At 48.8% G+C, this 13,904-nt stretch carries 10 protein-coding genes; 9 read left to right on the top strand and 1 reads right to left on the bottom strand.

Going from position 1 to position 13,904, the window contains the following annotated elements:
* A partial coding sequence (locus J7K63_02585) for a sodium:solute symporter (protein ID MCD6233913.1) occupies positions 1 to 1,562 on the top strand: 1,562 nt, incomplete at its 5' end.
* Between the two features lie 31 nt (positions 1,563 to 1,593).
* Complete coding sequence (locus J7K63_02580) at positions 1,594 to 3,849, top strand: glycogen debranching protein (protein ID MCD6233912.1); 2,256 nt, start codon at positions 1,594 to 1,596, stop codon at positions 3,847 to 3,849.
* Positions 3,850 to 3,878: 29 nt separating this feature from the next.
* Here J7K63_02580 and J7K63_02575 read toward each other — a convergent pair whose 3' ends face one another.
* Positions 3,879 to 5,894, bottom strand: a complete 2,016-nt coding sequence (locus J7K63_02575; protein ID MCD6233911.1) for a T9SS type A sorting domain-containing protein — start codon at positions 5,892 to 5,894, stop codon at positions 3,879 to 3,881.
* Positions 5,895 to 6,474: 580 nt separating this feature from the next.
* Between J7K63_02575 and J7K63_02570 the strand changes: the two genes are divergently transcribed.
* The 7 genes from J7K63_02570 to J7K63_02540 all read left to right on the top strand — a co-directional run bounded on the left by J7K63_02570 (position 6,475) and on the right by J7K63_02540 (position 13,894).
* Entirely contained in the window at positions 6,475 to 7,488 is a 1,014-nt protein-coding gene (locus J7K63_02570) for an MCE family protein (protein MCD6233910.1), read from the top strand.
* Positions 7,489 to 7,506: 18 nt separating this feature from the next.
* Positions 7,507 to 9,627, top strand: coding sequence for a membrane integrity-associated transporter subunit PqiC (locus tag J7K63_02565; protein ID MCD6233909.1), 2,121 nt, complete (start codon positions 7,507 to 7,509; stop codon positions 9,625 to 9,627).
* Between the two features lie 79 nt (positions 9,628 to 9,706).
* Entirely contained in the window at positions 9,707 to 10,735 is a 1,029-nt protein-coding gene (locus J7K63_02560; GenBank protein MCD6233908.1) for an ABC transporter permease, read from the top strand.
* Positions 10,736 to 10,740: 5 nt separating this feature from the next.
* Positions 10,741 to 11,481, top strand: a complete 741-nt coding sequence (locus tag J7K63_02555; GenBank protein ID MCD6233907.1) for an ATP-binding cassette domain-containing protein — start codon at positions 10,741 to 10,743, stop codon at positions 11,479 to 11,481.
* 236 nt (positions 11,482 to 11,717) lie between these two features.
* Positions 11,718 to 12,179 (top strand): hypothetical protein, encoded by a 462-nt coding sequence (locus J7K63_02550; GenBank protein ID MCD6233906.1) that lies wholly within the window; start codon positions 11,718 to 11,720, stop codon positions 12,177 to 12,179.
* Positions 12,180 to 12,249: 70 nt separating this feature from the next.
* Positions 12,250 to 13,380, top strand: a complete 1,131-nt coding sequence (locus J7K63_02545; protein ID MCD6233905.1) for an NAD-binding protein — start codon at positions 12,250 to 12,252, stop codon at positions 13,378 to 13,380.
* Positions 13,381 to 13,384: 4 nt separating this feature from the next.
* Positions 13,385 to 13,894, top strand: coding sequence for a cyclic nucleotide-binding domain-containing protein (locus J7K63_02540; GenBank protein ID MCD6233904.1), 510 nt, complete (start codon positions 13,385 to 13,387; stop codon positions 13,892 to 13,894).
* Positions 13,895 to 13,904 lie beyond the last annotated feature (10 nt).

The raw sequence follows: 13,904 nt of genomic DNA, 5'->3' as shown, positions 1-13,904 counted from the left end.
TGGGAATCGGACTCTATTTTTCTAAACATAAGACCAGTACGGACTATTTTCTTGCAGGGCGGAATATGGGCTGGGTGGCGATCGGGGCCTCCCTTTTTGCCTCCAATATCAGCAGCGAACACTTTATCGGTCTGGCCGGCAGCGGAGCCACCAGCGGACTGGCGGTCGGACACTTTGAGTGGCTGGCTGCATTTGCGGTCCTCTTTCTGGGTTGGGTCTTCGTTCCCTTCTACCTGAAATCCGGCGTGTTTACCATGCCGGAATTTCTGGAACGGCGTTACAGCCGAAGCAGTCGCATGTACCTGACCACCATTTCCATCATTGCCTATGTGATGACAAAGATTTCCGTAACCCTCTTTGCCGGCGGTCTTCTTCTCAATAAAATTCTGGGATGGGATATGATCACTTCTGCAATTATCCTTGTGATTATAACGGGACTCTATACCATCGCCGGCGGACTGAAAGCCGTGATCTATACGGAATTGTTGCAGACGGTGGTGCTGATCGGAGGGGCGGTGACCCTTACCCTGCTGGGATTAAATAAAGTGGGAGGATTCGACGGCCTTCGGGCCTCCCTCCCGGCGGATTTTTTCAGCATGTTCAAATCTGTGAAACATCCCGATTTTCCCTGGACCGGTATCCTGTTCGGGGCTCCCATTCTGGGAATCTGGTACTGGTGTACAGATCAGTTCATCGTTCAACGGGTGCTCAGCGCGAAAAATATCAATCATGCCCGGACCGGTACCATTTTTGCCGGTTTTCTGAAGATTTTGCCTGTCTTTATCCTGGTCCTTCCCGGAATGATTGCCCTGGCCCTCTTTCCCGGTATCCGGGGTGATGAAGCCTACCCCACTCTGGTAACCAGCAACCTTCTCCCCGTGGGAATCAAAGGCATTGTGATTGCCAGTCTTCTCGCTGCCCTCATGAGTTCCCTGGCCAGCTGCTTTAACAGTAGCTCTACTTTGTTTACAATGGATTTTTATAAGCACTATAAACCTGACGCCACGGAAAAAGAATTGGTGCGCGTTGGCCGAATGGCAACGGCAGGACTCGTTCTGCTTGGGATTCTGTGGGTTCCCCTGATCCGGAGTATCAGCTCCCAGCTTTTTGTCTACCTCCAAAGTGTTCAGGGCTATATCAGCCCCCCCATCGCCGCCGTCTTCATCCTGGGTGTTTTCTGGAAACGAGCCAACAGCAAAGGAGCCATTTATGCCCTGGCAAGCGGCGGAATCCTGGGAGCTCTCCGCCTGATTATGGAAATCCTGGCTAAAAAAGCTGCCTGGGATTTCGGCTTTTTCCACTGGTTTGCTACCATGAATTTCCTTCATTTTGCCGTCATGCTCTTTGTCATTTCCATTGCTGTTCTGGTGGGCGTAAGCCTGGCCGGTGAAATTCCTGCCCGGAAAAAGATTGCCGGACTCACCTTCGCCACAGCCAAAGAGGTCCGAAGCGAGTTCACCGATATGATCGAAGCTAAAAATCCCCTGTGGACCAAAATCAATATTGGCCTGAGCATCCTTCTCGTACTGACGGTCCTGACCCTTTGGGGTATCTTTTTCTAATATTTAATATGATGACGTAACAGGAGGCTCGATGTTAAAAAACATACTTTCGGCAGCAATTCTGGTCCTGCTTACAGCCTGCGGACAGGACGCCCTGTACCGCTCCGACACTTTTTCCATCCACTCTGCATCCGTCCGGCAAGGTGCTTATACGGCAACCGTGCTTTCTGAAGACGAAATCATGAGTGATTATGTCAGTCCGAATCAGGAAAAAGACGAAACACCGGTGGAAAAAATTCACTGGTGCCGAACCCTCCCTGTAGATCATTACCCCGGAGTCCGCTCCAATATCCCCCTGGTCAATGCCATGACCCGCCTGTCTCTTGAGGAGCTTCAGAAAGATATCCGGGAAGATAGTACTTTCATGGCCGGTGCCAAATGGACCGGTGTATGGACCCGGGATATCAGCTATTCCATTCTTCTTTCCCTGGCCTTCCTGGAGCCGGAAATTTCTAAAAAGAGCCTGATGGCCAAGGTCAGAAACGGTCGGATTATTCAGGATACGGGAACGGGCGGATCGTGGCCGGTCAGTACGGACCGGATGACCTGGGCTCTGGCCGCATGGGAAATTTATGCTGCCACCGGTGATCCGGACTGGCTGAGGCAGGCATACCCTGTCATCGCCCGAAGCGCCGCCGAGGATGATGCCGTGGCCGTGAATCCCGAAACCGGCCTGTTTTACGGAGAATCATCCTTTCTGGACTGGCGGGAACAAACCTATCCCCGGTGGATGAATCCTGTGGATATTTACCGGAGCCAGTGTCTGAGCACCAATGCCATTCACTATCAAACCCGCAGGGTTCTGGCAAGCATGGCGGAAATTCTGGGGGAAGACCCGGAAAAATATCTTGAAAGTGCCGAAAAAATTAAAAAGGCCGTCAATTCCCATTTATGGTCCGAATCCTATGGCTGGTACGGTCAATTCCTCTACGGCCGTCACTATCAAAGCCTCTCCGAAAAACCGGAAGCCCTGGGTGAAGCCCTGACCCTGCTTTTTGGCATCGCCGATCAATCCCGTGCCAGGTCAATCCTGGAAAACATACCGGTAGGCAATTTCGGGATTCCCTGCGTTTATCCCCAGATCCCCCATATTCCTCCCTACCATAACAACGGCATCTGGCCCTTTGTGGTAGCTTACTGGACATGGGCGGCGGCGGATCAGGGACACCTTTCCCACGTGGAACACTGCATGGCATCGATTTACAGAGCTGCGGCTCTTTTTGGGACAAACAAAGAGAATTTTGTGGCAGAAACCGGGGATTTTATCGGGACCGAAATCAACAGTGACCGTCAACTGTGGAGCGTAGCCGGAAATCTGGCCATGGTTTTCCGTGTGCTGGCCGGCATCCGCTTTGATGAAAAGGCTCTCTCCTTTCAACCGGTTATTCCGCCGGGATACGGAGACACACTGCGGATTAAACACTTCCCTTACCGACAGGCTCTGCTGGATATTGAAATCCTGGGGACCGGGACTGAAATCCGTTCCATTTCGCTGGATGGAATCCCCCTTGCCGAACCTCGTATCCCCTGCACTCTGTCAGGATTCCACCATGTAACAATCCACATGGCCAATAACCGCGGTGAAAAAAAAACTGTCAACAAGCGGCCATGGCATACCCATCCCGGAACACCCCTCCTCCGGTATGAAAGAAAAACCATCATCTGGGAGCCTGTCCCCGGTGCGGAGATTTACGAGATCTTTGTGAATGGGGTTAAAAAAACTGAAACTGCGGATTGTCAGTATAAAATTCCTGACCAGAGCCACTTCACGGAATACCAGGTCAGAGCGGTGGACAAGAAGGGTTGGGCTTCTTTTTTAAGCGAACCCCTGACAGTTATCCCGGGCAGTAAAAGCTTGACGGTGGATGTGAACGGAGATAATGTAAAAAGGGATTACCGTGGATTCAAGGGAGATGGCTATCTTGTATTGAGCCGCACAGAAAACCGGCGGGTTATTTTTACCGTGATGCTTCCGGAAGATGGTGTGTACCATTTTGATTTCCGGTATGCCAACGGGAACGGTCCCATCAATACGGATAATAAATGCGCCATCCGGACCTTTTACGCCGATCAGCAGAAAATCGGAGCCGTGATTATGCCACAACGGGGTGTGGACCAGTGGGATAACTGGGAATACAGCAACGGTCTCCGGGTATCCATGGAAGCAGGTCTGCATGTGTTTGAACTCCGTTTCCTGCCGGAAAATGAGAATATGAACGGGGAGGAAAACAAAGCTTTGCTGGATGAAATGCGGATTATACGCCTGAATGAATCTATCGGTTCATAAGCCGGTTCTATAAAATTAAGTGAGTTTTTTTATTTCAGGAGGATCATCTTGCTGCTCCGGGATGCTTCTCGTCCTGTCAGGCGATAGATATAGGTTCCGTTGGAGAGATTCTCCGCCGAAAACCGCACTGAATACATTCCCGGCGCATGATATCCGTCAACGAGTTGCCTGACAAAGCGGCCCCTGATATCATAAAGAGCCATGGTTACCCGACCGGCCTCGTGAATGACGTAAGGAATCACCGTCTCCCCGTTAAAGGGATTGGGGTAATTCTGGCGGAGTTCAAAAAATTCGGGAAGGGTGGAAACCAGCTGAGTTTCATGCGTGTCGTAACGGATCTCATCCATATTCAACACCCAATCTTCAGGTTGATCAGGACTGTAGAGCATAATGGCATCCAGGGTGAGTATGGGGCCTTCAGGAATTCCGTTACCGCCGGAAAAAGAGGCCCACTCCTCGCCGAAAAGGTCAAAGCGGTAGGCATGCCATCCTCCGTCTCCAATAATCATCTGAGGATCGGAAATCTCCGTCCCCCCGGCCATATCATCCACAATAAGTGCAAGGGATTTACCCGCTGGCGCACTGGTTTTAAGCCAGACCGTTACCACACCGTTGGATGAAAAACCCCGGTTCAGAAAACGGTCCCCTTTATCGGACAGAATCCTGACCTGCCAGTCTGCACTGCTTGTTGCATCATCCTTCAGCACCCACTGTCCGGAGCCGGTACCGGAAAAAGCCTGTGAGCTGTCATGCATGGCATAGGAATCACTGCTGATACCTTTTGTGGAACCGCTGTAAGTAGGATGGGTATTGAATTTACCCAAGGAATCGTCAAATCCGGCAAGAATCTCCTCCCGGGGAAAATCGTAATACCGTTCCGCCAGCAGGTTCCAGAGTTCCATATTCACGCCATCATACCCTAATGCCCACATACCGCTGCCCCGCAAAGCATGGGCATCCACCAGATTATATTTCAGTCCCAGACTTTGGGCGTCATCACACCAGAACTGATACCACTGAGAGTCAGAAATATACTTTCCCCATGGGACTTGATAGGTAACGGACCAGATTTTTCCGTGCCGGCTGAAGAGATCTTTGGCTGAGCGGTAAAAAAGAGAGCCGATGTAATCCACCGAAGCGGAGCCTTCGGAACCATCTGCAGTCTGCCACCGGTTCCCGTAATAGGGAACGCCCAGAATCAGTTTGCCGGGATCAGCACTTCCATAATCATCGGTCACGGTAGTTGTAATATTATTTGATGTTCCTGATAACGGTGCCGTAGGTCCTGCCGTGGAACTCCAGCTTCCCCAGAAAGAGTAACCCATGATGAAAATGTAATCACAGGCATCAGCGAGTCCCGCCAGATTCCATCGCTCACCCCAGTTCACTGCCGGGCCGGCAAATGAGACCTCGTATTCGGTTCCAAGGCGGGTATGGACCGAATCGGTGAGTTGTTTCATAAAGGTATTGATCACCGCACCGCGATCCTCGTTTTTCGGACCTTCAAAATCGATATTCACCCCATCCAACTGATAAGTTTCCATTTCGGAAATCACATTGTTGATAAAATTCCGGGTGTTGGACTGGTTAGTGATGAGGGTGTGCATCTCATCGTCATCAAACTCAATCATGCACATCACCACTTTCACACCGTATTGATGGGCTTTATTGATCATGGCGGCCCAGTCGTAAGGCCATCCGGAAGGCGGTGTGAGATTCCCTGCCGGGCCGACGGTCCATCCGAAGACGGCGATCTGGGATAGGAGATTATACCGGAAATACTGTGGGGCGCTTGTTCGTTCCCAATAAGGCAGATAACCGAAAACATCCTTTTTAAGATACCGGGATAAAGCAGCTGCTTTGTTCAGGGGGTAGATTTCCGGTTCCGGCTCCGAACAGACCGTTTCCTTTTCGAACTGCCGGTAAAATTCCCACTGCTGCCGGTGTATACCCGGAACACCAGGCTCGGCACGGAGCATTCCAACACCGGATACAAGAAGACACGCCAGGATAATTTTTGCAGTTCTGATGAGAATTCCTTTCAAAACAAGATGAATATTTCTGATATTCCGGTGAATATACGGTAAAGGGAAAATTTATGATATTTCTTTTCGGGGTTTCGGGTTGTGAGTTGCGGATTGGAGTTTGTCACCCCCGGACCGAAATCCCGGGAAGATAAAACTCCGTCATTGATTGAATCCTATCAAGATCATCCATCACCCCTTACTAAGATCTCAACGTCTGAACGTCTCAACGTCTAAACGTCTCAACATCTCAACGTCTCAACATCTGAACGTCTAAACGTCTCAACATCTGAACGTCTAAACATCTCAACGTCTCAACGTCTAAACATCTCAACATCTAAACGTCTCAACGTCTAAACGTCTGAACGTCTCAACGTCTCAACATTTGAACGTCTCAACATCTGAACGTCTCAACGTCTAAACGTCTGAACGTCTCAACGTCTCAACGTCTCAACATAAAAATCCTTTGGAATTTCCCGCCTATTAATCTTAAGATACGATAAATAAACGATGTGCCGGTAAATACCGTTTTATCCGGATTTTAACCGGCTGTTTCTACCAACAATCATATAATGTCTTAGACAACAAAGGAACCCAGAGCATGGCCACCAGAGCACAAAAAGTCCGACTGGGTGTTTTTCTCGTCATCACCCTGATGCTGTTGATTGTTTCATTTGTCATCATTGCCGGCAAACAGCTGATGGAAAAGCGGGATATTTATTACATCCAGTATAAAAATGTATCGGTCATCGGACTCCAGGAAGGCAGTGCCGTCAAATATTACGGAATCAATATCGGCCAGGTGGATCAAATCACCATCAATAAGGATGATATCAATCAGGTGACAGTACGGATCAGTGTCAAAGAGGGAACGCCCATCAAAGAGGATATGATTGCGACCCTGGTAAGTATCGGTATTACGGGACTGAAGCAGATTGAGCTGACCGGCGGCAGCAACGAATCGGATTTTTTGCCTCCCGGCTCCAATATCAAACCGGGGAGTTCTGCCCTGGAGGATATCACAGGCAAAGCAGAAAAAATTGCGGAGAAATTTGAATTGCTGCTAAACAACCTGAACGCCATTACGGACATCAGTAACCAGGAAAAGGTGGATACCATCCTGTCGCTGGTTCACACCTATCTGGAAGAGAACCGGGAACCTGTGCGCCGGATGATCATCTCCCTGGATACTGCCACACACGACGTGCGAACCCTGATTACAGATGTCCGGGGGCTGGTCGGAACCACTCAGAACAGCATCCAACGGTTTGAACAGAACCTTGTGAAACTGGATACCATCATGAACAACACCCTGCTGTTCAGTGAGGAGCTGGCTTCGGCGGATGTCCGGGGCGTGTCCGGCGAGGTAATCAACACCCTGAACAAAATCGACAGCACCCTGGAAAAAGCCAATATCCGACGAATTTCCGAAGAGGCGGTGAATGCTCTGGCGAATTTTAACCAGACCATTACCCGGATTGATCTGATGGTTCTGAAATCCCGGGAAGATCTGATCCAATCCATTGAAACCCTGAAACAGGCGGCAGATTATCTGAACCAGTTCTCCCGGGAACTCAGTGACGATCCGTCCATCTTACTGCGTTCCAGGCGATAAAGCATAATGGGGCATATCATGAAAAAAACCATTTTTCTTATTTTCCTACTCATACTGATAACGGGTTGCGGTTTCACCCGGGAAACGCTTGTCCGGAATTATTACGTTCTGGAATACTACTCCCATACGGAGAAAGAGGAACTCTTTCAGGAAGAGCCCTTAAATCTTTCATTACAAATTAATAATGTAGTTATTCCATCCACATATAACCGTCCGGAAATTGTTATCCGCCACTTTGGTCCGCGCATCACCTATTCAGAAAATGATATCTGGGCCATGCGGCTCACGGAAATCATCCCAAGCCTGATCAATAAGCGCATCAGCACTTACAATATTTTCCGCCGGGTCTCACGGGATTTTCTGGATGTACGTCCCGATTGCAATCTGACCCTGCGCGTAAACAACATTGAACTCTATGAAACGGAAGATGTCCGTGCTGCCGGGATCAACATGACCTTCGTCTTCCGGGATAACCGGGAGAACAATCTGTTTATCGAGCATACAGTGAATACGGAAAAAATCCTCCTGGATGATGAGGTGGAAACCTTTGTCCAAATCGTCAATGAAATCCTCCTGGAAGAAACGGATGCACTCCTGTATAAAATCCTCCGCCATTATGGCCGCCTGCCGGAGAAAGATGCAGCTCAACCACTCACAGAGCCGGCCGATTCCCTTTTGCCGGGCATCGCGGAGAAAATCCCGGAAGGTATGGGAATTCTTCTGGTACCCGCCATTTCCAAAGCAGATAACGAACCGCCGTTTAAGCTGTTCAACCGGGACGGAAAGGAATTTGACGGAATCCCCGGAGAGCCTCTGGTCCTGCCGTCCGGAACCTATACCATAGAGTACGGCTCCGGCAGCCGCCGCCAGATGATGAAAAAGAAGGATATCGAAATCATCCCCCGGTATAAAACTATTGTTGAACCGGACTGGAGCTGCCTGATTGTAAACATTATCGATGAACGACAGGAAGTGGTCCGGGTACGCTATGAAATTTTTGATTGGGAAACGGGACAGACATACGGCATCGGGATTCCGGCCCGACGGGAATACGGAGAAGAACAGCAGGTCTGGATGCTGAAACCGGGACGGTATAAAATTACTATCAACAACGAACCCTTCAACACCTACCGGAATTTTACCACCGTCTATCTCACAAAAGGAGAATTTCAAAAAATCACCCTTGTTGTCAGCACCAATCAGGACGGAACCCCCGGCGATCTTATCGGCGCCGGCGTGCTGGAAGAGGATGAACTGGCCGGCACCATCGGTCATTGGCATCTTTTAAACGCCTTTTACGGGAATGCTTCCATAAACAGCACCAATGAAAGGAAAAAAGAAGAGCACGAGACAACCCTCGTCTTTAATACCCAGTTTGAAAATAAGGTAACTTATGACAATTTCCCAATTAACTATACCCTGCGGAACCTGATTGAACTGGGGACGACCAAAACGACGGATACCGGCTTCCGGATTTCCAATGACGACACATATTTCAGAAATACGTTCATCCTTTATTTTCTGGAAAACATGGGAATTTACGGCCGTTTTGACAGTGAATTACACCTGGTAAACGAATATGTTTATTTTTCTTCACCCATAAATTACCGGAAGAAAGATCTGAAAGGAAATACGGTAGAACAGGGTCTTTCGGTGAACCAAGTCAAGACCAAGCCGTCCATTATGCCCCTGACTCTGAAAGAAGGGGTAGGGATAAATCTCAGGGCTTTCAACACCGGCCGGGTGAATCTGAATATCCGGGCAGGATTTGGCCTGCGGCAGGATTACTACAATGATGTATACCCGTTATCCACGGATGTTGAAACGGTCAATGATATTTCCTACCGTCTATTCAAAGCCCAGGAAACTCAAAAACAACGGGGTGCGGAAGTATCGGTCATCGGGAATTTCCAACTTCCGTTGAACCTCACTTATTACACCAATGCAGATTTTCTTTTTCCTTTCCGGAGTGACGAAGCCACAACTATTGAATGGGAAAATGTCCTCAACCTGAAACTCTTCAAATACATTTCAGTGGATTACCGACTGCGCCTGCGAAACAAGCAGGATGAATTCGGAAAAGAATACATTGTAAACCGTCATGCACTTTTTTTGAGGGTTAATTATTTTGCCCGGTAAAGCCACAAAGAAAAATCATCTGACCTTAGACCACAACGGCAGAATTACTGTCGAGAATACTGTCCTCCACATAGAAGGAATGCTGACCCATCAAAGCATTCCCGTTTTGAAAAAAACAATCCGGAAACACAGAAAAATGCCTGTTTCATCTATTGATCTGGCGAAACTGAAATATATCGACAGCACAGGAGTTGTCTTTATAGACTGGCTCCGAAAAAAGCTTTTTCCCGGGGCAGAGGTCCGCCATGCCGATGCCAAAACCCAAAAGGCACTGGAAACCTTCAGTTCTCAAGGGGTAAAAATCCCGAAACCGCCCCGAGAAGCCGGCTTTTTGGAAGCCGCCGGCAATATACTGGTTCAAACCTGGAACGCTTTCAGGGATATCCTGTACCTGACATCGGAAATTATCCTATGGTCATTTTACGGAATTTTCACATCCCGGGGACGTCGGAAGGGATCAGTCAGTCAGCAAATGGTTTTAATCGGAAGCAATGCAGTGGGTATCGTAGGTTTGTTATCCATCGTTCTGGGGCTTATTATTGCCCTTCAATCTGCAGCTCAGCTTCGGCAGTTCGGGGCCGGGGTTTACATTGCGGATCTCATTGCCATTTCCATGGTTCGCGAAATGGGTCCTATGATGACGGCCATTATTATTGCCGGCCGGAGCGGTTCCTCTTTTGCCGCAGAAATTTCCACCATGAAAGTGACGGAAGAACTGGATGCCCTGCGCATGATGGCTCTGAATCCCATCCGGTATGTGGTGGTCCCCAAATTTCTGGCCATCAGTGTCTGCATGCCCCTGCTGGTTATGCTCTCCATTATCCTCGGCATCTTCGGTGGATTCATTATCGGACTGACCTACCTGGATTTGAACCTGGTAACATATTTCAATCAGACCATCAACATTCTGGAACCCAAGGATCTGCTCATCGGTCTGAGTAAAAGTGTCTTTTTTGCCTGGGTGATTGTCATCATTGGCAGTTATTTTGGTTTCCGGGCGGAAGGCGGTGCTGAAGGTGTAGGAAAAGTCACCACATCCGCCGTGGTAGCCTCCATTTTTGCCGTGATTGTGTTTGATGCCATTTTCAGCCTTATTTACATGTTCTGATATCTATGCCTGAACCCATTATACAAATCCAAAACCTGACAACCCGCTTTGGGGACCGGATCATTCTGGACCAGATTAACCTGGATATTTATCCCCGCGAAGTGACGGTCATTCTGGGCGAAAGCGGCTGCGGAAAAACCACACTGCTGAAATCCATCACCGGGCTGGTCACTCCGGAAAAGGGAGAGATCTTCATTTTCGGCAGGCCTTTTACCGAATCGGATGAAAAGAAATACAAAGAGACTCTGCAACGGATGGGGGTATTATTTCAAAACGGGGCGCTCCTGAATTCGGTCACCGTCAAGGATAACGTAGCTATCCCCCTGGAACAGCACAGTCATCTGGACCCGGAGCTGATTGAAAAGAGTGTTGCGGTAAAACTCCGGTTGGTAGGACTCACCCACGCCATGCATCTGCTTCCGTCGGAACTCTCCGGGGGGATGCGCAAACGGGCGGCTCTGGCAAGGGCCATTGCTCTGGATCCGGAAATCCTCTTCTGCGATGAACCGTCGGCCGGTCTTGATCCTCTCTCCAGTGCCGCATTGGACAAGCTGATACTCACATTGAAAGAGCAGTTTAACATGACCATCCTGGTGGTGACACACGAACTGGCAAGCATTCACCGCATTGCAGACCGGATTGTGTTTCTGGATGAGGGAAAAATCCTTTTTACGGGAACGCTGGAGGATGCCAAATCCTGTGGGATTAAAACGGTAGAAACTTTTTTTGAGACAGGCAGTTTTTAAACGCCGCAAAAAGTCCTTCTTGCCATTCAATCTGTTAAACCCTATCTTTATATATAAATACCTATCTTTTGAGAACATCATGAAACTCATTGTTACAGGAGAGAATGGTTTCATTGGATCGAAAATCGGCCGGTGAATCCGTGTGAAGGGTTCCGGAAAAACAGAGATACAGGAAATTCTTGACATAAACACAATCCGCCGGACCGCTCAGCCGGTTCCAGGCAGGGAGAATCAAAATGATCAGTTTCAAACAGGCACAGGATGTGCTGAACTATGCCAAAGATTTCCACCATCAGCTTTCCCGCTACTACAAGACACTCAACGATAAAACCGATCAGGTCCGTGTTAAAATGCTGTTGGACTATCTGACAATCCACGAAGAAAAACTGGAAAAGAATATTGAGCACATTGAAGAAAACATCTCGGTAAAAGTGTTGGAGACATGGTTCAAATACACGCTGTGCGAAGATCTGCGAAAAGAACTCTCTTCCAAAATCATCAAATTTGACAACATGATCGTGGAAGAAATCATCCGCATGGCCATTCAGCTTGATGACTGTCTGATCCGTATTTACAAAAAGATTGCCCAGAACAGCGATATTCCCGAAATCCGGGATATTTTCACCAATTTATCGGAGCTGGAGGATCACGAAAAGCGGCGCTTTGTCATGGACTCCACCCGGATGTACGACATGTAAGACCAAATATGGCCAATTCCAACCATTATGTACATTCCACGACGTTACCGACGTATGAAGGACGCGGTTTATGAACATACGCCGGCAACTTAAAAATATTTCCCGCCAGCGTTACATACCCGTCCTGACCGGTTTACTGGCGGTCCCCTTTCTGGGATCGCTGGTTATTTTACTGGTGGATCCCGTCAGTTTCCACTCATTGCAGGAAGCCCTTTGGTGGGCTTTTGTTACCATTACCACCGTGGGGTACGGGGATCTGATTCCGGGACCGGGATTGCCCCGGGTTGTGGCGGTTTTGATCATGTTCGGCGGAATCACCTTTGTTTCCATGCTCACGGCAACAATTTCATCGACATTTGTCGCCCGAAAAATCAGGGAGGGTAAAGGTTTGGCTACCGTAACCGTTTCCAATCATATCATCATCTGCGGCTGGAATGAAGAGGCTATCAGCCTTATTGAATCTATCATCTCCCTCTTTGAAAATCATGACCTGTGTTCCATCGTCCTCATCAACGAACTGCCGGAAGAAGATGTCAACAACATCATTTTCCAGTACAAGAACGCAGATATTCAGTATGTCCGGGGAGATTTTACCAAGGAATTTGTCCTGGAAAGGGCTAACCTGCAGGATGCCCGGTCCGTGATTATCATCCCGAACGACCTGGATATTCAGGGAGATCCGGATGAAAAGACGGTCCTGGCCACTCTCTCCATCAAATCCCTTTCTCCCAAAACCCCGGTCATCGCTTTCATTAATCGCAGTGAAAACCGTTCCCACCTGAAGCGCGCCAATGCCGATGAAGTGATTGTCCGCGATGAATACAGCGGATTTATCCTGGCATCCTCGGTGCTCATGCCCGGTGTGCCCCAGGCCTATTTCCAACTGATGAATCACAAAGTGAATCCCTCCTTGTACCGGGAAAAAATGCCGTCCGCGCTGGTGGGAAAAACCTTCAAAGAAGCATCCCGGTTTTTCCGGGAAGAGGACAGGGCAATTCTCATCGGTGTGGTCAGTGAAAAGAAGAGAGCCTCCTTTTCCGATTTCCTCTCATCCGACTCCAGTCACCTGGATGCTTTCATTGAGCGGAAACTCCGGATGGCAGGACACTCCATGGAAGATAAAAGCCGCATTAACATTCATCTTAACCCAGAGGATGATTATATCATCTCAGACGATGATCTGGCCGTCCTGATCCGGTGACACTATGACACAAAAATATATCCAGCAATTAAAAGAATACGCCTTTTTCCGGGATTTATCCCTGGATGAGATCAAGACCTTTTACCCCTTTATGGAGTTGCATCAGGTCCCGAAAGGCGAGATGATCATCCGGGAGGGTGACAAAGGGAATTTCATGTTTCTCCTGCTTGAGGGTGAAGTTGAAATCTCCCAGCCCCTTACGTTGCCAATGTCCCCCGGAGCCCGGGATACACGGGAAAAGGCCTTCATCCGCCTGACTCATGAGAACCACCCTTTTATCGGTGAAATGAGCCTGATTCAGCCGAATGTTCCCCGAAGCGCCAATGTAAAAGCCGTGAAACCGTGTATCATCGGTATTTTTAAAAATTCCGACCTGGAAACACTGGCGGAAAAATATCCCCACATCGGTGCCGTTATTATGAAAAACATTGCCTGTAAACTGGCCAATGACCTGAGGACAGCCAATCAGAACGTGCTTAAATTAACAACGGCGCTGAGCATTATTATGGACTGAGTAGAGAGTG

This window comes from Candidatus Neomarinimicrobiota bacterium (genome assembly GCA_021157965.1).
Taxonomy (GTDB): Bacteria; Fidelibacterota; Fidelibacteria; order Fidelibacterales; family Fidelibacteraceae; genus Fidelibacter.
This window is presented reverse-complemented; position numbering and strand designations above follow the sequence as displayed.

What these genes read in the sequence shown, in the direction of transcription:
- J7K63_02580 (MCD6233912.1), top strand. Translation starts at nt 1,594, where the DNA reads ATGTTAAAAAACATACTTTCGGCAGCAATTCTGGTCCTGCTTACAGCC.
- J7K63_02570 (MCD6233910.1), top strand. Translation starts at nt 6,475, where the DNA reads ATGGCCACCAGAGCACAAAAAGTCCGACTGGGTGTTTTTCTCGTCATC.
- J7K63_02565 (MCD6233909.1), top strand. Translation starts at nt 7,507, where the DNA reads ATGAAAAAAACCATTTTTCTTATTTTCCTACTCATACTGATAACGGGT.
- J7K63_02560 (MCD6233908.1), top strand. Translation starts at nt 9,707, where the DNA reads ATGCTGACCCATCAAAGCATTCCCGTTTTGAAAAAAACAATCCGGAAA.
- J7K63_02555 (MCD6233907.1), top strand. Translation starts at nt 10,741, where the DNA reads ATGCCTGAACCCATTATACAAATCCAAAACCTGACAACCCGCTTTGGG.
- J7K63_02550 (MCD6233906.1), top strand. Translation starts at nt 11,718, where the DNA reads ATGATCAGTTTCAAACAGGCACAGGATGTGCTGAACTATGCCAAAGAT.
- J7K63_02545 (MCD6233905.1), top strand. Translation starts at nt 12,250, where the DNA reads ATGAACATACGCCGGCAACTTAAAAATATTTCCCGCCAGCGTTACATA.
- J7K63_02540 (MCD6233904.1), top strand. Translation starts at nt 13,385, where the DNA reads ATGACACAAAAATATATCCAGCAATTAAAAGAATACGCCTTTTTCCGG.